Raw genomic sequence first — 19,466 nt, 5'->3', positions numbered from 1 at the left:
CAACATTATTCATAAGATGCATATAATATAACCATACAAAGGCGTTTTTCATCTGCGATAAAAACGCCTGTTTTATTGATACTAAAATCAGTCAATAGATCAGTCAATGGAAAGGTATAACTATAACGCGATTGCGTTATACGAGGTAATATCATGTGCGGAATAGCAGGAGAAATTAATTACAGCGGGAAAAAATATCAAGCGGATTACGGCTTGATGCGGGATGTTTTAAAAAGAAGAGGCCCGGATCAGGATGGTATTTTTCAAAGGGAGTATGCAACCCTTATTCATACCAGACTATCCATCGTTGACCTTGAAAACGGCATTCAGCCTATGAAAACCGTTTATGGAGAAAAAGAATATTGTATTGTATATAACGGTGAATTATATAATACAGAAGAAATCAGAGAACAATTAAAAGCCAAGGGGCATGGTTTTATAGGACATTCCGATACGGAAGTACTATTGAAATCCTACGTAGAATGGGGAGAAGACTGTGTCAATTATTTAAATGGTATCTTTGCCTTTGCCATCTGGGATCAATTTCTGGAAAAACTCTTTATTGCCAGAGACCGCATGGGTGTAAAGCCATTTTTTTATTACTTAAAAGGCAGTACTTTCGTCTTTGGTTCGGAAATCAAAGCGATTCTCGCCCACCCTATTGCAGAACCTGCCATTGATATAAATTCCATTGCTGAGATTATGCTGATCGGGCCGGGCAGAACACCGGGATACGGAGTATTGAAAGGAATTGAGGAGCTGCATGCAGGCTCCTGTGGGCATTTTGGCAAGGATGGGCTGAAGACATATCGCTATTGGAAGCTGGAAGATAAAGAGCATCAGGACACCTTTACTCAAACTGTTGAAAAGGTAAGGTATCTAGTTTCCGATGCTATAGAAAAGCAGCTGGTATCAGATGTACCGGTATGTACTTTTTTATCCGGAGGGCTGGATTCCAGCATCATTTCCGCATTGTCATGCAAATATTTAAAAAACAAAGGCGAAAGCCTTCATACCTTTTCCGTAGACTATCTTGACAATGAGAAATACTTCACCCCAAGTAAATTCCAACCGAACAGCGATGACTATTATATCAATAAAATGAAGGATTTCCTTCAAACGGAGCATCATAAGATTATCATACGGACTCCGGAACTTATCGACGCTTTGTTTAAGGCGGTCGATGCCAGAGACCTGCCGGGCATGGCTGATGTAGATTCCTCTTTGCTGCTGTTTTGCAAGGAGGTAAAAGAGCATGCTCCCGTTGCCTTGTCGGGAGAATGTGCTGATGAAGTCTTTGGAGGATATCCCTGGTACCGGGATGAGACCATACGCAATATTGATGGTTTCCCCTGGGCACAGTCCACCCAATACCGCAGTACTTTTTTGAAAGATGAATTTCTTAGAGAAATTGATCCCCAGAGCTACGTTTACAAACGATATGAATCAACAGTCGAACAAACCTCAAAACTGCCCGGATTATCCCCGTTAGAGTCCAGAATGAAGGAAATGACCAATCTCAATCTGGAATGGTTTATGCAAACCTTGCTTGATCGAAAGGACCGGATGGCAATGCATAATGGTCTGGAGGTCCGTGTACCTTTCTGTGACTACAGAATTGTAGAGTACCTGTATACCGTGCCCTGGGAAATGAAAAACTATGAAGGAAGAGAAAAAGGCATTCTGCGAAAGGCCATGGAAGGGATCCTTCCGGAAGAAGTGCTCTGGAGAAAGAAAAGTCCCTACCCCAAAACACATCATCCGGAATATCTCGAAGCTCTTTCCAAGCTTCTGCAGGAATTGATTTCAGAAGGTACTTCTCCTATCCTGCAATTTATTAAAAAAACCGAACTGAAAAAACTGCTGACGTCAAACCGCTCCGTACCATGGTACGGCCAGTTGATGACTACCCCGCAGACCATTGCCTATTTCCTGCAAATAGATTATTGGATGAAAAGATATCAGATAAGACTGATCTAGCATATAGTATATAAGGAAACCTGATAGGACGAAGGATCAAGGTTTTCAACATACATGAAACAAGCGGAATAATGGTACAATGATAATACTGCAAAAAACCAAAGACCGAGCTGGATCTTAGGATCCCTCGGTCTTTGGTTTATTATATATGTTAAAAAAAGAGAAGAACAAAATTAGACGCTGAACAGCAATTCTCCAAAGGTCGGGAACGGCCAAGCACTGGAGGCTGTCATGGTTTCCAGAGTATCTGCCACACCTCTGACTTCTTTCATGATGGAAAGAACCTTTTTATTGTAGAATTCAGCTGCTGTCTGTACGTTTTCGATAGCATTGACTTCAATCAATGCATTATCCAACTCCTGAGCGCTCTTGTACAGGCATACCGACAAGGAAGACAGGTTGGAAATCAATTCTTCTTCCAGCTCACAGGTAATTTCTGAGGAAACGGCCTTCTTGCCGATGGCAGTTTCCGTTAAGGATTTAATATAACCGGAAACAGCGGGAAGAATATCTTTGTTAACCATATCAACCATGGTCAGAGCTTCTATATTGATGAGATTGCAATATTCTTTCATGACAATTTCCTGTCTTGCACGAACTTCCACTTCGGTGAAGATACAATGCTTTTTAAATAAAGCAAGATTCTTTTCACTGGTATAAAGCGGATATGCATCTACAGCAGATTTCAGGTTTAGAAGACCTCGCTTCTCTGCTTCAATAACCCATTCATCAGAATAGTTATTTCCATTGAATATAATTCTTTTATGTTTTATAATTGTATTTTTAATTAATGCTTTTGCACTGCTTTCAAAGTCACTGGAAGCTTCCAATTCGTCTGCAAACTGGCTTAAAGCCTCGGCTACCGTGGTATTGAGCACGTAGCTCGGACAGGAGATGGAGGCATTGGAGCCAGCCATACGGAACTCGAACTTATTGCCGGTAAAAGCAAACGGGGACGTTCTGTTTCTGTCTGTGGTATCTCTCTGGAAAGGAGGGAGAACCTGAACACCGATATTCATTGTACGATCTTTCGAATCTGAATATACCTCATCTTTTTCGATTGCATTCAGGATTGCTTCCAAATCCTCTCCGATAAACATGGAGATAATTGCAGGGGGAGCTTCGTTGCCGCCAAGCCTGTGGTCATTTCCGGGGCTTGCAACGGAAGTTCTCAATAGATCCTGATATTCATCAACGGCTTTTATGACTGCGCAAAGGAACAGCAGGAATTTCAAATTGGTAGCGGGTGATTTGCTTGGTGAAAGCAGATTCATGCCGGTGTCTGTAGATAAAGACCAGTTGATATGCTTTCCGCTTCCGTTAATACCCGCAAATGGTTTTTCATGAAGCAGACATACCAGCCCATGATTCAGGGCAACCTTCTTCATGATTTCCATTGCCAGCTGATTGTGATCCGTAGCGATATTGTTCGTTGTAAAGATCGGTGCAAACTCATGCTGGGAAGGAGCGACTTCATTATGTTCTGTTTTTGCCAGGATACCAAGCTTCCAGAGTTCCTCATCCAGTTCAGCCATGTAATCGTTGACTCTTGGCTTGATCGCACCAAAGTAATGGTCTTCCAATTCTTGATTTTTAGGCGGTTTTGCACCAAATAAGGTTCTGCCGCAATATATTAAATCTTTTCTTTTATCATACAATTCTTTGTTGATCAGAAAATACTCCTGTTCTGGTCCGACGGTGGAATCCACTTTGCGGACATCATCATAGCCCAGAAGTTTTAAGATTCTGAGAGCCTGCACATTCAATGCTTCCATAGATCTCAGCAAAGGAGTTTTCTTATCCAGAGCTTCACCGCCGTAGGAGCAGAAAGCAGTAGGAATGCAAAGGGTATTCTCTTTAATAAAGGCATAGGAACTAGGATCCCAGTTGGTGTATCCCCTTGCCTCAAAGGTTGCCCTTATGCCTCCGGACGGAAAACTTGATGCATCAGGCTCACCTTTGATGAGTTCTTTACCGGAAAACTCCATGATGACACCGCCGCCATCCGTTGGGGAAATAAAACTGTCATGCTTTTCCGCGGTAACTCCTGTCATTGGCTGGAACCAATGAGTAAAGTGAGTCGCACCTTTTTCCAGAGCCCAGTCCTTCATGGCATTTGCCACGACATTTGCCACCTCAAGCGTCAGGTTGGTTCCTTCTTCCATATTTTTCTTTAAAGCTTTATAAGTGCCCTTAGGCAATTTTTCTTTCATCACTGCATCATTAAAAACCATGCTGCCGAATATTTCCGAAATTCTACTCATAAGATTTTCCTCCTCTTTTTTTAATTGCTAGTTATGTAAAATACATCACTAAATAGTCCGAAAAAGTAAAAAAAAAGGCACTACGGCCAAAATGACCTTAGCGCCTTTGCTATATTGGATATAGTATAATCATATATTAACGTGTTGTCAAGAGCAAAAAATAAAATACTTGCAAGAAAGTTTATTTTATGTTATGTTCTTTAACATGAATGATTATTGTTTTTCAATAGATAATATAACAATATAAGTAAAACGACATAATACAACGACGGTGATCAAGAAAAGTAGTCAGAGAAACGCAAAGCAGGGAGTGACAACGTGACTGAAATTGTCATTTGTGACACTCGTGATGAAAGAACACTTGGGAGTCGGCATTTTGAACGAAAGAAACATATATTCCTGTCTTTTCAGTAAATTTGTCCGGTTGGCATACGTTATGATGCTTAAGAGAGGATGTGCGACAGTACATCAATTTGGGTGGTACCACGGTTTATTTTCGTCCCTAAGAATTTTCTTAGGGACTTTTTATTTATGAAAATTTGCAAATTGAGTGAGTTAATAAATTGTAAGGAGAAAAACGATGAAGATCACAGATGAATTGATTGATTACATTGGAGAGCTGTCAAGGCTGGAGCTTTCCGGAGAAGAAAAAGAGAACGCCAAGAAAGATTTGACGGACATATTAAATTATATGGATAAATTAAATGAACTGGATACTTCAGGAATGCCGGAAATGACTCACCCCTTCGGGGAGGTAAACCGATTCCGCAGAGATGAGGTTATAAATGAAGACCGGCGCGGGGAAATGCTGGTCAATGCACCCCAGGCTAAGGGAGATTATTTTAAGGTATTTAAGACAGTCGAATAGAAAGAGAAAAAAAGAATCGGAAATCTGCAAATTCATGGTGAATTAAGAATTGGATGAATTAAGAAAGGAAAAAAGATCGATGGATATAAGAAGCATGACAGCTCTTGAGATAGGAGAAAAAATAAGGAAGCGTGAAATCAGCAGTGTAGAGGCCGCCAAGGCATTTCTTGATGCTGCCAAATCGGAAGGAAGTGCAACCAATGCTTATATTACTGTATTGGAAGAAGAAGCTCTGGATGCGGCTGAGAAAATTCAGAAACGAATAGATCAGGGAGAATCCATGTCTCCCCTGGCAGGAGTTCCGGTAGCGGTAAAAGATAATCTGTGTACAAAAGGAGTCAAAACAACGGCAGGCTCCAAGATGCTGGAGAACTTTTATCCCCCCTATCATGCAACAGTAATTGACAAGCTTTCGGATGCAGGCGCCGTGATTCTGGGAAAAACCAACCAGGACGAATTTGCCATGGGGGGCTCAACGGAAACGTCATACTATGGCATCACCAGAAACCCGTGGAATACGGATTGTGTTCCCGGCGGTTCCTCGGGCGGTTCCGCAGCGGCGGTGGCGGCAAAGCTGGCGCCTTATGCTTTGGGCTCGGACACCGGGGGATCCATACGCCAGCCTTGTGCTTTTTGCGGACTTACGGGCATCAAACCAACCTATGGCAGCGTGTCACGGTACGGGCTTCTGGCTTATGCATCCTCTTTGGACCAAATAGGACCCATGGGAAAGGATGTGAAGGATTGCGCCGCCGCCTTATCCGTCATTTCAGGGTACGATATCAAGGACAGTACCTCTATTCTGGAAAAACCTTTTGATTTCTCCAGGGCCTTTGACGGAAACATCAAAGGAATGAAAATAGGTGTTCCGAAAAATTATTTTGAAATCGGCATTTCTGAGGATGTAAAAAATGCCGTGCTAAATGCGGCAAAGGAGTTTGAGCACCAAGGAGCTATCGTTGAAGAATTCGAAATACCAACCATCGAATATGCAGTTCCGGCTTATTATATTATTGCCTGTGCGGAAGCCAGCTCCAATTTATCCAGATATGACGGCATTAAATTTGGATATCGTTCGGATCAAGCAAATGATTTACTTTCCACTTTTTACCAATCCAGAAGCGAAGGCTTTGGAAAAGAGGCGAAAAGAAGAATCATGCTGGGTTCCTTTGTGTTAAGCTCCGGATACTTTGACGCTTACTATAAAAAAGCGCTGCAGGTAAGAGGCCTGATTAAGGAGTCCTTCCAACAAGCCTTCCAAAAATATCAGGTGATTTTGAGCCCTGTTAGTCCTGGGACAGCTTATAAAATCGGGGAACAGATCTCAGATCCACTGGCTATGTATCTGGCGGATATTTATACCGTATCCATCAATCTGGCGGGGTTACCTGCGGTGGCACTGCCTTGCGGATTCGGCGAGAACGGTATGCCGGTGGGAATGCAGCTCATCGGAAATGCTTTTACAGAAGAAACCTTGATCAAAACAGCTTATTGCTATCAATTAAATACGGACTATCATACCAAAACACCTGATTTGGTTAAAAATAAGGAAAGTTTACCGGCTAAGGGAGGTGACAGATAATGAAATATGAAATTGTGTTGGGCCTTGAAGTCCATGTGGAGTTATCGACGAAAACGAAAATTTTTTGCGGCTGCACCACGGAATTCGGCGGAGAGCCCAATTCCCATACTTGTCCTGTCTGCCTTGGTTTACCCGGAAGCCTTCCTGTGTTAAACCAAAGCGTCGTGGAAAAGGCTTTGCGGGCCGGATTGGCTTTGCATTGTGATATTCAAAAACATAATCGATTTGACAGGAAAAACTATTTTTATCCGGATCTGCCGAAAGACTATCAAATTTCACAGCTCTATCATCCTATTTGCAGAAACGGTTATCTCGATATCGACCCGGGTGAAGGTGAAACAAAGCGAATTACCCTGTGCGAAATCCATATGGAAGAGGATGCAGGGAAACTCATTCATGATACCGACGGCACTTTGATTGATTATAATCGATGCGGCGTGCCTCTTATTGAAATTGTAACAAATCCGGATTTCAGAAGCGCTGACGAAGTAGTTACCTTTATGGAACGCCTTCAGGAAATGCTTCAATACCTGGATGTTTCCGACTGCAAAATGCAGGAGGGCTCCATGCGCGCCGATGTAAACCTTTCCGTAAGACCGGCAGGACAGAAGGAGTATGGTACCCGAACGGAGATGAAAAATCTGAACTCCTTTAAAGCTATTTACAGAGCCATCCTGTTTGAAAGCGACAGACAGATCAAGATCCTTGAAGACGGCGGTAAAGTGAAGCAGGAAACCAGAAGGTGGGATGACGAATCAGGAGAAAGCTTTGCGATGCGTTCCAAAGAGAATGCGCAGGACTACCGATATTTCCCGGAGCCGGATCTCCTTCCCATTTCCATTGATGAGGAATGGATTTCCCGTACAGCTGAGGAACTTCCGGAGCTTCCGGAAGCAAAAAGAAACCGTTATCAAAAAGAGTATGATCTTTCTCCGGAAATGGCAAAGACCCTGACATCTGCAAAAGAGATCGCATATTTGTTTGAAGAGACGGCAGCAATCGCCCAGGATGCGAAGGAAGCAGCCAATGCCATTGCAGGAGATATTCTCAGACTGATGAAGGAAAGCGGTACCTTGCCGGAAAATCTTTCTCTCTCAGCGGAGAAACTGGCAGATATTATAAATCTGATCGGCGAAGGTAAAATTAACAGAAACGTAGGAAAAGCCCTGATCGAAGAGCTTTATAAAAATAATATCGATCCGAAAGAATATGTAAAGGAAAACGGGCTTCTTGTGGTGGAAGACCTGGCTTTGATCGAAGAGGTTGCTCTGAGAGTTCTTTCCCAAAATCCGAAATCTATAGAGGATTTTCAAAATGGCAAGGATAAGGCCTTTGACTTTCTGGTGGGACAGTGCATGAGAGAGTTTAAAGGAAAGGCAAGTCCTCAGACCATCCATGCTGTGCTGAAAGAAAAGCTGGAAGGTTACGGGATCATTGGAATCATTCCGGCAGCGGGTGCAGAGACCGTCAGGAAAGAAAAGGAACAAAATCAGGAAAAGGAACAAAATCAGCAGAAGGGAGATCCGGATCAAAAAGAACAAATCAGAGATGAAGCCGGGGCTCCACTAAATCCTGCCTATGCTGCTTATCAAAAATACGCAAAGCTTTTGGGAAAATCAGAGGAAGACGACAAATTGAGCAACCGTCCTGAAATTTATCAATCTTCAGCTTATAGAACCAAAAACTGCGGAGAACTTACCATTACCGATGTCAATCAGGAGGTTAAATTGGCAGGTTGGGTAAGCACGATCCGAAATCACGGGGGAATTGCATTTATCGATTTAAGGGATCATTACGGCATTACGCAGGTAGTGGTAACGGAAAACCAGATTGAGAAGCTGAATAAAGAAATGGTCATTTCTGTGTTCGGAACCGTCCTGAAAAGGGATGCGGAAACCTTTAACCCAAATCTCTCAACGGGCGAGGTGGAGCTGAAAGCTCAGGAGATCCGCACATTGGGAGAGTCGGTATCCAATTTGCCTTTTGAAATCGACAGTTCCACCGACACCAGAGAAGAGGTAAGGCTGAAGTATAGATTTTTAGATTTGAGGAATCCGAAGGTTCACCACAATATGGTAATGCGTTCTCAAATCATCAAGTTCTTACGCCAGGAAATGGAAAGTCTGGATTTTATGGAAATCCAGACACCGATTCTTGCAAATTCCTCCCCTGAGGGCGCCAGGGATTATCTGGTGCCAAGCAGAAAGCATAAGGGCAAGTTCTATGCCCTGCCTCAGGCACCCCAGCAGTTCAAACAGCTGCTTATGGTATCAGGTTTCGACCGGTATTTTCAGATAGCGCCCTGTTTCCGGGATGAAGATGCCAGAATCGACCGTTCGCCGGGAGAGTTTTACCAGCTGGATTTTGAGATGGCCTTTGCCACGCAGGAAGATGTTTTTGCTGTGGCAGAACGAGTCCTTTCCGAGACTTTCCATAGGTTTTCGGACAAAGAGATCTCACCGGCACCTTTTGTAAGGATTCCCTATGCGGAGGCTATGCTGAAGTATGGTACCGATAAACCGGATCTGAGGAATCCGTTAATGATTGATGATTTGACTGAATTTTTCAAGAAGGTTGATTTCAAACCTTTTCAAGGTAAAATCGTAAGAGGGATTGTGGTGCCCGACTGTGCAAAGATGCCGAAGTCCTTCTTTGGTGCCATGGAAAAGTTTGCATTAAGCATAGGAATGAAGGGATTGGGATATATTTCAGTCAAAGAAGATATGTCCTATAAAGGACCCATCGATAAATTTTTCAGCGATGAACAGAGAGCTGAAATCAAAGAGAAAATGAATCTAAAAGCAGGAGACGTTCTTTACTTCATCAGTGATGAAAAGGGGCTGGTGGAAAAATATGCAGGCCAGATCCGGACAGAGTTGGGCAAAAGATTGGACCTTATTGATACCAGCCGTTTTGAGTTTTGTTTTATTACTGATTTCCCAATGTTTGAGATCAACGAGGAAACGGGTAATATTGATTTTACTCATAATCCGTTTTCCATGCCGCAGGGAGAAATGGAAGCATTGCTGACCATGAATCCGTTGGATATCAAAGCTTACCAATATGATATTGTCTGCAATGGTGTGGAGCTTTCTTCCGGTGCGGTGAGAAACCACAGGCCTGATGTCATGGTAAAGGCTTTCGAAATTGCAGGCTATACGGAAGAGGATGTAAAAAATAAATTCGGTGCATTATATAACGCATTCCAATACGGCGCGCCTCCCCATGCAGGTATGGCTCCCGGCGTAGACAGAATGGTGATGCTGTTATGTGAAGAGGAAAGTATCCGGGAGGTAATTCCGTTCCCACTGAACAGCAATGCCCAGAATCCTCTTTTCAACTCTCCAGGCGAGGTGGATGAGAAGCAATTAAGAGAGGTTCATATCAAAATTAGGTAAATTTTTTCGGCAAAAACGAAAAATTCAAAAAAAATGGCAAAATAATTACGGCAATAATGAAAGGAAACCTGAGAATATCCAATTGCCGTTTAAAAACCAGGGCAATCCTCCTGAATTGTTGAAATCTATTGTGTTAAGGCCCTCTGTATAATAGAATAGAAGACGTATCATATTATACTAGGAGGGTTCAAAATGATATACAATAACGAAGACGCAGAAAAAAGAGCGATCATGCAAGTGGCAGACCTTATGCTGGCAGCAGCAAGAACAGCTCCCAAAGGCTGCGGCATAGACAATTTAGTTACGATGATTGTAGATGGAGAAGAGAAGGATAAATTAGCAGATGCCATGAGGAAAATAGCCAAGGATACCAGCACGGATTTCTTTGCAAGAGATGCGGGAAATGTGGATGCCAGCCCGGCGGTTGTTCTCGTCGGCACTTACAATAGACCCTTGGGTTTGGATAACTGCAGCTTATGTGGTTTTGCGAATTGTGTGGAGACAAAGAAAGCCGGTGCCAACTGCGCATTTAACGTAAATGATCTGGGTATTGCACTAGGGTCTGCAGTTTCAACAGCAGCGGCTCATAAAATTGACAACAGAATCATGTTCTCTGTGGGAAAGGCAGCTTTGAAGCTGAACTACCTCCCGGAGGACGTCAGTGTAGTCTTTGGAATTCCTCTTTCTACCACATCAAAGAGCATCTTCTTTGACAGGGATTCAAAGAGCGTATTAAGTGAATAGAAGGAAGAGGTAAAGCATGAGAGAACTATCGTATAGAATGCTCGAGATGAAAGCCTCATCAGTCCGAAAACTGACTAAATACGCAGAAGAAGCAGAAGCAAAGGGAAAGAAAATCTATCGATTAAATATCGGTCAGCCGGACTTGCACGTACCACAGGAATATTACGAACGGATTCGAGCATTTGATGAGCCTACGGTAGAATACATGCCGTCCAACGGTATTCCTGAACTTCTTGAGGCAGTTGAAAAGTACTATAAAGGTGCAGGCATAGACATTGACAAAAAGCACATTTATATCACCACAGGCGGTACGGAAGCGGTAATGTTTACCCTTCTGGCTCTGACAAACCCCGGTGATGAGTTTGTATTGTTTGAACCATATTATTCAAATTACAATACCTTTTTTACCATAACAGGAGCAACGCCTGTGGCGGTGACCACCTATGCAGAGAACGGATTCCACATCGATCGAGAGTCGCTGGAGGCAAAGATTACAGATAAAACAAAAGCAATCTTTATCACCAATCCCGGAAATCCAACCGGAACGGTACTGACAAAGGAAGAGGTGAGAATGGTTGCGGATGTGGCAAAGAAATATGACCTTTACATTATTTCGGATGAAGTATATCGGGAAATGGTCTTTGACGGCAGGGAAATCACCAGCTTTGGTTTCCTGGAAGATATCCATGACCGTCTTGTGCTGGTTGACAGCGTATCCAAACGGTTTAATGCCTGCGGAGCCAGAATCGGTGCCGTTATTTCCAAAAACCAGGAAATCATGGATCTGATCTCCAAACTTTGTCAGGGCAGACTTGCGGTCTCAACGTTGGAACAGCAGGGAGCCGTAGGGTTGTATTCTACCGGATACCGGGTTATTCACCAAATCAGAGATGAATTTGAAAAGAGAAGAAATGTCGTTTTTGAAAACTTGAAGAAAATTCCCGGTGTGTTTTGCGAGAAGCCGGAAGGTGCATTCTATATGATCTGCAAGCTGCCGGTAGAGGATGCAGGGGAGTTTCTGAAATGGATGCTGCTGGAGTTTGACGATAATGGAGAGACAGTAATGGCAGCACCCGGAGATGGTTTTTATGCTACGGAAGGTCTCGGCAGGGATGAAATCCGAATCGCTTATGTTCTGGAGACAGACAAACTGGCACGAGCCCTGCAGATCCTTGCAAAAGGACTGGAAGTCTATAATAACAAAATCAAGTAAGGGCAAATTGATTGCCCCTCTTACACCAAACATGTCGTTTGGCATAATAATAAACACAGCTGATCAGACCTCGTCTGGTCAGTATTTTTTTGCTCTGCCGACATATGCCCTCAGCTCGTAGCCACGCTTCCCATTTGTCGCTTCGCTTCTTACTGCAGAGATCCTTCTAAATGTGTACGTTTCACGCATCTATTTGCCGTTTCGCGCATAAATCAACACATAAATTTTCTTATCTGTTAAAATGCTTATAAATCTATTTACATTAAAATAGTTAAATAAGAAAGTGGTGATGCCTATGAGCACGAATATGTAAAGAGACTTTCACATATTCTTTATTCAACACCTGAGAAGTAATTGGAATAGAACGAATATGGAAAATCCCTATTAATACAATACTTAAATTAATAAAAAAAGTAAACAAATATCTTTTAATTAGAAAAGGTTTCTAATTCCTACAAAGTATTAAACTTCGTTTATTGAATTGGAGGTATACTAATGAAAAAAGTATCGATTATAATAATAGCACTATTGATTATTTCGTCTCAAACGTGTTTTTCATCCGCTGCATCAAAAAAAGTTACCGGTTATTTTGCGCCATATGGATCAGTCCCAGAACTTGGAATAGTTGTATCATGGGGAATAGATCTTTCTCTTACTGTATATTACACAAGTATATCATCAACATCAAGTCGTTTAGATGATGCGTATGTCGTTGTTTCAATGACTCCGAAAGCAACAGCTGCTGCTGGTAATGGGTCTGCAACTGGTACACTTAAAGAAAAAGCAGATGGAAGCTCTTATTCTTCGAGATCACTATCTTCGCTGCCTTGGCAAGATATAATACATGATCCAAGTACATATATATATGAGTCTCGTAAATGGCATTCACTTAGAGTATTTAATAGTTCTGCAACGATACAAGTACCGGTGACATACATAAACACTAATGCTATATATTTGTTTAATAATAGTGGTACTGTTACAGCAACGATAAACCGTTAGTCATAATATGATTTGTATATATGAAAGGAGGAAATAAGTATCAAAAGGTACTTATAAATAAATATGAGAAAGATAGCCATTTCTTTAACTCTTGTAGTAATTTTACTATTCGGTATAGTAGCAGTAAACGCAAGCCAGAAAGATCCATCTTCAGCAGGGGCGTGGATAGGTTCGGCATTAAGAGATATTTTATCTAGTAATGAAAGAACATTAGATAGTAGTGAAAGTCCTGATCGAATCGTAGGCACCATATTAGGGGAGGAAATTGAAGCAAAAGATCTTGAAGTAAGAGCAAAGCTTTTTGAACTTGCAGGATCAGATAACCCGTTGGAGGATGCCTGGGACTCAATGAAAGTACAGGCATATGAGAAACAGTTTGCAGAAGAACACAATATTTATCCTACCGAAAAAGAAATAATTGAGTTTACTGAAAAGCAAAGAGCCTTAGTAGAATCTACACCCGATGGAAAAGCTTATTCTAAGGCAGTAATTGAAGCGGCAGGTATGACGGAGGATGAATATTGGAATGATTATAAGATCAGAAAAGAAAGCCCTGCTCATTTAACCAGTATAAAGGTGGCAGAATATCTTGAAACAAATAATTTGCCTGAACTAGATAAAGAAAAAATTAAAGAAAAAGTTAAAGCCGAGATTACTGATGAAAAAATTAAAGAAAAATTTTAGTACTATCAACATTATATCCATTGAATGAATTTAACTTTTTAAAAGAGCCAAAACCCTAAGGTAGAGGCTCTTTCTTTTTGGTGTGTCAGGATATTTTTTCAATGAAACAGGCTATCAGCAAATGATTACTCCCACTTGAAAAAACGAATGGAAACACCGGTACAGATCACCGTAATGGTAATCATCACGATAACGGGAAGCAAGACCTTATCGAGGGGTAAACCTAAAGAAGCGGCTTTCATCAGTTTGATCCCCTGAGTCAGCGGCATTATATCGGCTGTATTTTGAAGCGCCGGAGGCATGACCTCATAAGGCAGGGTGGCACCGGAAAAAATAAGCATAGGAAAGTACAGCAGGCTGGCCATAACGCTTGCTGTTTTCATATTCGGCGCTAATCCGCCCACCAGGAGTCCTATGCTGAACATGGATAACATCACCAGCAAGAATGCGCCTAAAAAGTGCAGCCACGAGCCCTGCAATTGGTATCCGAAGAAAACCGATGCCACCGTGTAAACCAGAAGAAGTGAAATGACAGCATAAAGTGCGTAGATCACAACTTGAACCGCCAAAATAAAGGCTGGGCTGGTTGGTGTTACCTTGAACCGCTTTAAGATTTTCCTGTTCCGATAATCGGATATGACTAAGGGAAGTCCCATGACTCCACCGGCACAAATGGCAATGGCCGCCACGGCTCCAAAGGATTGCGCCAGAAAAGAATAACCGGCGCCATCAAAAGCGGGCTTATTTCCGAAAACAGCCCCTAAAATGATTACTACCACAACCGGCATACAGATTGCAAAGATAAACATGTCCATCCCGCGTAAAGATAGCTTGAATTCTGTTTTAAGCAGGGTTTTAAATGCTTGCATTTTCTTCTTCCTCCTCTTGTGTAAACCAAAGATAGGCATCCTCAAATTTTTCATAAGGGCTTGAGGCAACAGCATTCTGCACGGTTCCGTAAAAGATGCTGTTGCCGTTTTTTAGAATCATGATTTTGTCACACAGAGCCTCCACTTCGTCCATAAAATGAGAGGTCAAGAGAATCGTTAACCCTTTTTCCTTTAATTCAGAGAGGCATTTCCAGACATCACGCCTGGCTTTTGCATCCAGTCCCGTAGTCAGTTCGTCTAGAAATACGACTTCGGGGTCAGGAATGAGTGCAAGGACAATAAACAGACGTTGCCTTTGTCCTCCCGAAAGTTCGCATACCGGGCTTTTTAATTTATCCGAAAGGCCGAACTGTTTTAACAAATCGTGATAACTCAGAGAGGTTTTGTAAAGGGACTGCGTAACCTCACAAAGCTCAGATACCGTTATTTTGTCTTGGTAATTGGCCTCCTGAAACTGAACTCCGACATTCTCAAAAAGCTTTTTGCGGTCCCTTTGCGGGTTCAGCCCTAAAATTGATACGGTCCCCCTGTCCTGTTTTTTTGTACCTAATATGCACTCAATGGTGGTGCTTTTTCCTGCACCGTTGGCTCCAAGCAGACCAAATACTTCACCGCGGCAAATGGAAAAACCCACATTTCGGATTGCTGCAACGGTACCATAAGACTTACTCAATTGATTTACCTTTATCGTTGTCTCCACGTTGAAAAATCCTCCTATTCTTTTTTTGTAAAAAAAGAATAACACCAGAATCAAGTCTGGTGTTAAAGTGTAGGGTTTGCGTCATAGTGTTTTTTCATTTTCCTTAAAAGAGCTAACATGTCATTGGCATTCTTTTCAACCTTTTGCAGGGAAGTTATTAATTTGTCACATACGGAGATGATGTCTTCATCTTCTTTCGGGGTATCAAGGGCTTTCCGTATATCGGCCTGGGGGTTGTCGGAGAGCATGCTGAGCATCCTTAAAATTGCTGAAAGGGAATAATTCGCACATCGTAAGGAGCGTATGATTGTAAGTCGCCGAAGGTCTTCGTCCGTATATACCCGATAGCCGTTTTGCTTTCGCCTGACTGTCAGCAGTCCATTCATTTCCCAATTTCTCAAGGTATCCATAGAGATTTGAAGGCGTCCGGCTGTTTCCTTTCTGGTAAGGACTGCGCCGTTTATATCCTTCCCGTTGCCTGATAGCAACTGCCTTGCAATATCGATGGCCTCTTCCGCATTTCCTTGTTCTCTTTTGATCTGCTGTAAATAGATTTTTGTCAGTTGGATTGCTTTGTCAAAATCTCCTGCAGCAGAGGTCTTAATAATAGCAATTGCCATTTTCCGTAAACCATTTTGCAGAACCTCAACTTGCAGGGCGATTCTTACCAGTTTGGTCTGATCCATATGAAGATCAGTGAAAATGCGATAGCCGTTTGGTTTACGTTCTGGTTTCGGTATCAGTGCGAGTTCTTCATAGAGCCGTACCGTATTGGGATGGATACCGTTGGAATGAGCAATTTCCGTCGTTTTATAAGTATTCATTCGATCGGATTACCTCCTATTTTTTTCGTCATTTTAGCATCCGATAGAAGGCTGGTGTTATAGTGGAGGGTTTTTCTAAAAAAACACCTGCCGGTTTATTTCTGTTTACTCACCGATAATTTTAATCAGCACTCTTTTATCACGCTTTCCATCCAGTTCGTAATAAAAGATTTGTTCCCAGGTGCCAAAATCAAGCTTGCCTTTGGTAATGGCTACAACACTTTCTCTTCCCATAATGGTACGCTTGAGATGGGCGTCGGCGTTATCCTCGTAGCCGTTATGATGGTATTGCTGGTAGGGCTTCTCCGGCGCCAGCTTTTCCAGCCATACTTCATAATCATGATGTAAACCGCTCTCGTCATCGTTAATAAAGACACTGGCGGTAATATTCATGGCGTTAACCAGAACCAGACCCTCTTGAATCCCGCTTTCAGTGACGGCACTCTGAACCTCATCCGTTATATTTACAAGACCTCTTCGTGCAGGCAGGTGAAAATGCAGTACTTTTCGATAGGATTTCATCGTTTGGTCATCTCCTTTTTTAAATTCGTTATGCAAATCATATCAAACAATATGTAGAGAGGTCAATGTATTTGGAAACAATTAAAAAATCCGGAACAACAAAAAATGGTTCCCGTATCCGGGGAAGGTAGTATATAATAAGGGAAATTCCAACTCTTGAAGAATCCGGGGGATGCCATATGAAACAGATAGGGAAGAAAATAGGCAGAAGAAAATTGAAAAGAAAGAATCAGGAGGAGTTCGCAAGGGAAATCGATACAATCCTGGATGCCATCCATGATGATATTCTCATAACCGATGGGACAGGAAAAATTCTGAAAGTCAGTAAAAGCTTTGCGTCCGTTTATGGTATCGGAGAAGACTACATTCTTGGAAAGACAGTTTTTGAAATGGAGAAAAAAGGTGTTTTCAAGCCTTCCATTATTGCAAAGGTGTTGGAATCAGATCAAAAGGTGACTATGAGGCAGAAGAACAGCCTTGGTCGGGAATTGATCGTAACTGCCACTCCGGTTCGGAATCAACAGGGTAAAATTGAAAAAGTGGTAAGCTTTACACGGGATCTGACGGATTATCTGAACCTGCAGGAGCAATATTCCGCATTGGAAAGTAAAATGGAAAAATACACGGCAGAGATCGAGGAATTGAGAAGCAAGATTGTCACCATAGAAGGCATAGTAGGCAACTCTGAAAGTATACGGGAAGTGATCAGAACCATCAATAAAATTGCAAAATTTGATGCTAATGTATTATTTTTAGGCCCTTCTGGGGTGGGTAAAACAATGTTTTCAAGGTTTGTACACAATAAAAGCAACCGGAGTACAGGTCCCTTTATCGAGATCAATTGTGCGGCGATTCCCGACAATTTATTGGAATCGGAGCTTTTCGGCTATGAGAAGGGTTCTTTTACCGGAGCAGGACAGGATGGTAAGATCGGTTTGATTGAGCTGGCTCAGGGCGGAACTCTGATGCTTGATGAAATTTCTGAAATTCCTCTGAACCTTCAGGCTAAAATTTTAAAGGTCATACAGGATAAAACCATTACCAGAGTCGGTGGAACCAGGGAAATAAAGGTGGACTTCCGGCTGATAGCAGCCTCCAACAGAGATATGGAGGAACTGACGGCCCAAAATAAATTCAGACAGGATTTATATTATCGTCTCAACGTGATCACGATCCATATTCCTCCTTTAAAGGACAGGAAAGAGGATATCATACCGCTGGTTTCTTACTTCATTGATAAATTCAACAAGAAATACAGCTTGGAAAAAAGCCTTCATCCGCAAACCATGGATAAATTACTGGAATATAACTGGCCCGGAAACGTGAGAGAACTGGAAAATATTCTGGAACGCGTCATGCTTACTTCGGAGGGAAATAAAATTACAAAAGAAGCATTGCCTCAGGTGATTTTATGTTCGGACAAGAGAGGGGAAGCACCTCCCGGGTGCGGAAATTTAATGCAAGCCCTTGAGGATCTGGAAGGGGCTTTGATTAAGGAGGCCTATAACAGATGCGGAACATCCGTAGGTGTTGCAAAAGCTCTGCAAATCAGTCAGCCTACGGCGGTCCGGAAGATTCGGAAATATATGAAATAGGAAATCAGGGTATTCATATAAGAATAAGTATTCAATCGTGAATACGCGGGCTTTTGACTTCTAAATATCTGAAAATTAAGAAAACAGGAAAGAAGGTATTCACAAATGAATACTTTCTTTTTGTATGCATTTCCCGGCATGTTGAAAAACGGTAGTTTGAATCTTGGCATAAAAATTGCTCAATGAATAAATGCGCGCACTATAACTTAAGGAGGACAACATGAAATATCAACCACCAAGTGCATCTGCAGCACCAAGATTTGCAGGAATCAAAACCTTTATGCGACTGCCCCATGTTAAGACAACGGAAGATGTTGACTTCGCAATCCTGGGAATTCCCTTTGATACAGGCTGCTGCTATAAAAACGGAGCCAGATTCGGGCCGGGTGCGATTCGTGAATCATCAACGCTCATGCGCAATTTCAGCATGAATTTGAATGTGAATATCTTCGATTACTTATCAGGCATCGACTATGGTGATCTTGATATTACACCGGGATATATTTTGGAGTCCTACAAGCAGATTGAGGAGGGCCTAAAACCGCTGCTGGATGCCGGTGTTCTGCCTGTTGCCATGGGAGGCGATCATTCCATTACCTTAGCCGAGCTTAGAGCCATAGCGAAAAAACATGGCCCGGTTGCATTGGTACATTTTGATTCTCACCTGGACACCTGGGATCAGTATTGGGGACAGAAATACGCACACGGGACACCATTCCGCAGAGCCTGCGAAGAGGGATTGATTGACACAAAACATTCCATTCAGGTTGGAATCAGGGGGTCTCAGTATGGGCCGGAGGATGTACAGGGTTCGGTTGATCTCGGGTTTGAGGTTTTGACTGCTAATGAGCTTCATGAGATTGGCATAGCAGAAGCGGGAAAGCGAATCAGGGAAAGAGTGCAGGATGCAAAAGTATTTCTGAGCTTTGATATCGACTTTGTGGATCCGTCCTGTGCTCCTGGTACAGGAACAATAGAAATCGGAGGCTTCACAGGACATCAAACTCTATGCCTGGTTCGTGAAATGAAGAATTTGAATTTTATAGGGATGGATCTTGTTGAGGTTTTACCAACAATTGACCCGGCTGGTATTACTGCCTATATGGCGGCAAACATTATGCATGAATTTATATCAATCCTTGCACTGCAAAGAAAAGACGGAAAACGATAAAGCTTACAGTCGGAAGAAACCTACAGGAG

The 19,466-nt window shown here is 42.4% G+C and carries 15 protein-coding genes and 1 other annotated feature; of the genes, 10 read left to right on the top strand and 5 right to left on the bottom strand.

The genetic code is table 11. From position 1 onward, the window contains the following. Positions 1–153: 153 nt before the first annotated feature. Complete coding sequence (asnB, locus tag KCX82_RS11105; RefSeq protein ID WP_227018534.1) at positions 154–1,980, top strand: asparagine synthase (glutamine-hydrolyzing); 1,827 nt, start codon at positions 154–156, stop codon at positions 1,978–1,980. Positions 1,981–2,153: 173 nt separating this feature from the next. On the opposite strand, the gene KCX82_RS11100 is transcribed toward asnB, so the two are convergent. Beyond that, positions 2,154–4,244, bottom strand: coding sequence for a glutamine synthetase III family protein (locus KCX82_RS11100; protein WP_227018533.1), 2,091 nt, complete (start codon positions 4,242–4,244; stop codon positions 2,154–2,156). A gap of 262 nt (positions 4,245–4,506) precedes the next feature. Beyond that, positions 4,507–4,751, top strand: a binding site (T-box leader). Positions 4,752–4,824: 73 nt separating this feature from the next. Here KCX82_RS11100 and gatC point away from each other — a divergent pair. The 7 genes from gatC (at position 4,825) to KCX82_RS11060 (ending at position 13,735) form a co-directional block, all read left to right on the top strand. Further along, positions 4,825–5,112 carry an Asp-tRNA(Asn)/Glu-tRNA(Gln) amidotransferase subunit GatC gene (gatC, locus tag KCX82_RS11095; RefSeq protein ID WP_227018532.1) on the top strand — a complete coding sequence of 96 codons (288 nt, stop codon included), beginning with the start codon at positions 4,825–4,827 and terminating at the stop codon, positions 5,110–5,112. 79 nt (positions 5,113–5,191) lie between these two features. Beyond that, positions 5,192–6,694 carry an Asp-tRNA(Asn)/Glu-tRNA(Gln) amidotransferase subunit GatA gene (gene gatA / locus KCX82_RS11090; RefSeq protein ID WP_227018531.1) on the top strand — a complete coding sequence of 501 codons (1,503 nt, stop codon included), beginning with the start codon at positions 5,192–5,194 and terminating at the stop codon, positions 6,692–6,694. Further along, positions 6,694–10,092, top strand: coding sequence for an aspartate--tRNA ligase (aspS, locus tag KCX82_RS23375; RefSeq protein ID WP_465250648.1), 3,399 nt, complete (start codon positions 6,694–6,696; stop codon positions 10,090–10,092). Before gatA ends, aspS begins: the two co-directional genes overlap by 1 nt. 192 nt (positions 10,093–10,284) lie before the next feature. After that, positions 10,285–10,836 carry a ferredoxin domain-containing protein gene (locus KCX82_RS11075; protein ID WP_227018530.1) on the top strand — a complete coding sequence of 184 codons (552 nt, stop codon included), beginning with the start codon at positions 10,285–10,287 and terminating at the stop codon, positions 10,834–10,836. A 16-nt stretch (positions 10,837–10,852) separates the two neighbouring features. After that, a complete protein-coding gene (locus KCX82_RS11070) occupies positions 10,853–12,049 on the top strand; it encodes a pyridoxal phosphate-dependent aminotransferase (RefSeq protein WP_227018529.1) in 1,197 nt (398 codons plus the stop codon). Positions 12,050–12,544: 495 nt separating this feature from the next. Further along, positions 12,545–13,051, top strand: a complete 507-nt coding sequence (locus tag KCX82_RS11065) for a hypothetical protein (protein ID WP_227018528.1) — start codon at positions 12,545–12,547, stop codon at positions 13,049–13,051. Between the two features lie 63 nt (positions 13,052–13,114). Beyond that, positions 13,115–13,735 carry a hypothetical protein gene (locus KCX82_RS11060; RefSeq protein ID WP_227018527.1) on the top strand — a complete coding sequence of 207 codons (621 nt, stop codon included), beginning with the start codon at positions 13,115–13,117 and terminating at the stop codon, positions 13,733–13,735. Between the two features lie 125 nt (positions 13,736–13,860). On the opposite strand, the gene KCX82_RS11055 is transcribed toward KCX82_RS11060, so the two are convergent. The 4 genes from KCX82_RS11055 to KCX82_RS11040 form a co-directional block, all read right to left on the bottom strand. Next, the gene (locus KCX82_RS11055) at positions 13,861–14,604 is read right to left on the bottom strand and encodes an ABC transporter permease (protein ID WP_227018526.1); all 744 of its coding nucleotides are present in this window, start codon (positions 14,602–14,604) and stop codon (positions 13,861–13,863) included. Continuing rightward, positions 14,591–15,325 carry an ABC transporter ATP-binding protein gene (locus KCX82_RS11050; RefSeq protein ID WP_227018525.1) on the bottom strand — a complete coding sequence of 245 codons (735 nt, stop codon included), beginning with the start codon at positions 15,323–15,325 and terminating at the stop codon, positions 14,591–14,593. The genes KCX82_RS11055 and KCX82_RS11050 overlap by 14 nt, the downstream gene beginning before the upstream one ends. A 62-nt stretch (positions 15,326–15,387) precedes the next feature. Further along, complete coding sequence (locus KCX82_RS11045) at positions 15,388–16,149, bottom strand: MerR family transcriptional regulator (RefSeq protein ID WP_227018524.1); 762 nt, start codon at positions 16,147–16,149, stop codon at positions 15,388–15,390. 105 nt (positions 16,150–16,254) lie between these two features. Continuing rightward, the gene (locus tag KCX82_RS11040) at positions 16,255–16,671 is read right to left on the bottom strand and encodes a secondary thiamine-phosphate synthase enzyme YjbQ (RefSeq protein WP_227018523.1); all 417 of its coding nucleotides are present in this window, start codon (positions 16,669–16,671) and stop codon (positions 16,255–16,257) included. 179 nt (positions 16,672–16,850) lie between these two features. Here KCX82_RS11040 and KCX82_RS11035 point away from each other — a divergent pair, with 179 nt between their 5' ends. Beyond that, positions 16,851–18,266 carry a sigma-54 interaction domain-containing protein gene (locus tag KCX82_RS11035; RefSeq protein WP_227018522.1) on the top strand — a complete coding sequence of 472 codons (1,416 nt, stop codon included), beginning with the start codon at positions 16,851–16,853 and terminating at the stop codon, positions 18,264–18,266. Between the two features lie 220 nt (positions 18,267–18,486). Continuing rightward, the gene (gene speB / locus KCX82_RS11030; protein WP_227018521.1) at positions 18,487–19,437 is read left to right on the top strand and encodes an agmatinase; all 951 of its coding nucleotides are present in this window, start codon (positions 18,487–18,489) and stop codon (positions 19,435–19,437) included. The last annotated feature ends 29 nt before the right edge of the window (positions 19,438–19,466 follow it).

The organism is Sinanaerobacter chloroacetimidivorans, from assembly GCF_018128545.1.
In the GTDB taxonomy this organism is placed as follows: Bacteria; Bacillota; Clostridia; order Peptostreptococcales; family Anaerovoracaceae; genus Sinanaerobacter; species Sinanaerobacter chloroacetimidivorans.
The sequence above is the reverse complement of the archived record's forward strand: the minus strand, read 5'-3'. Positions and strand labels throughout refer to the sequence as shown.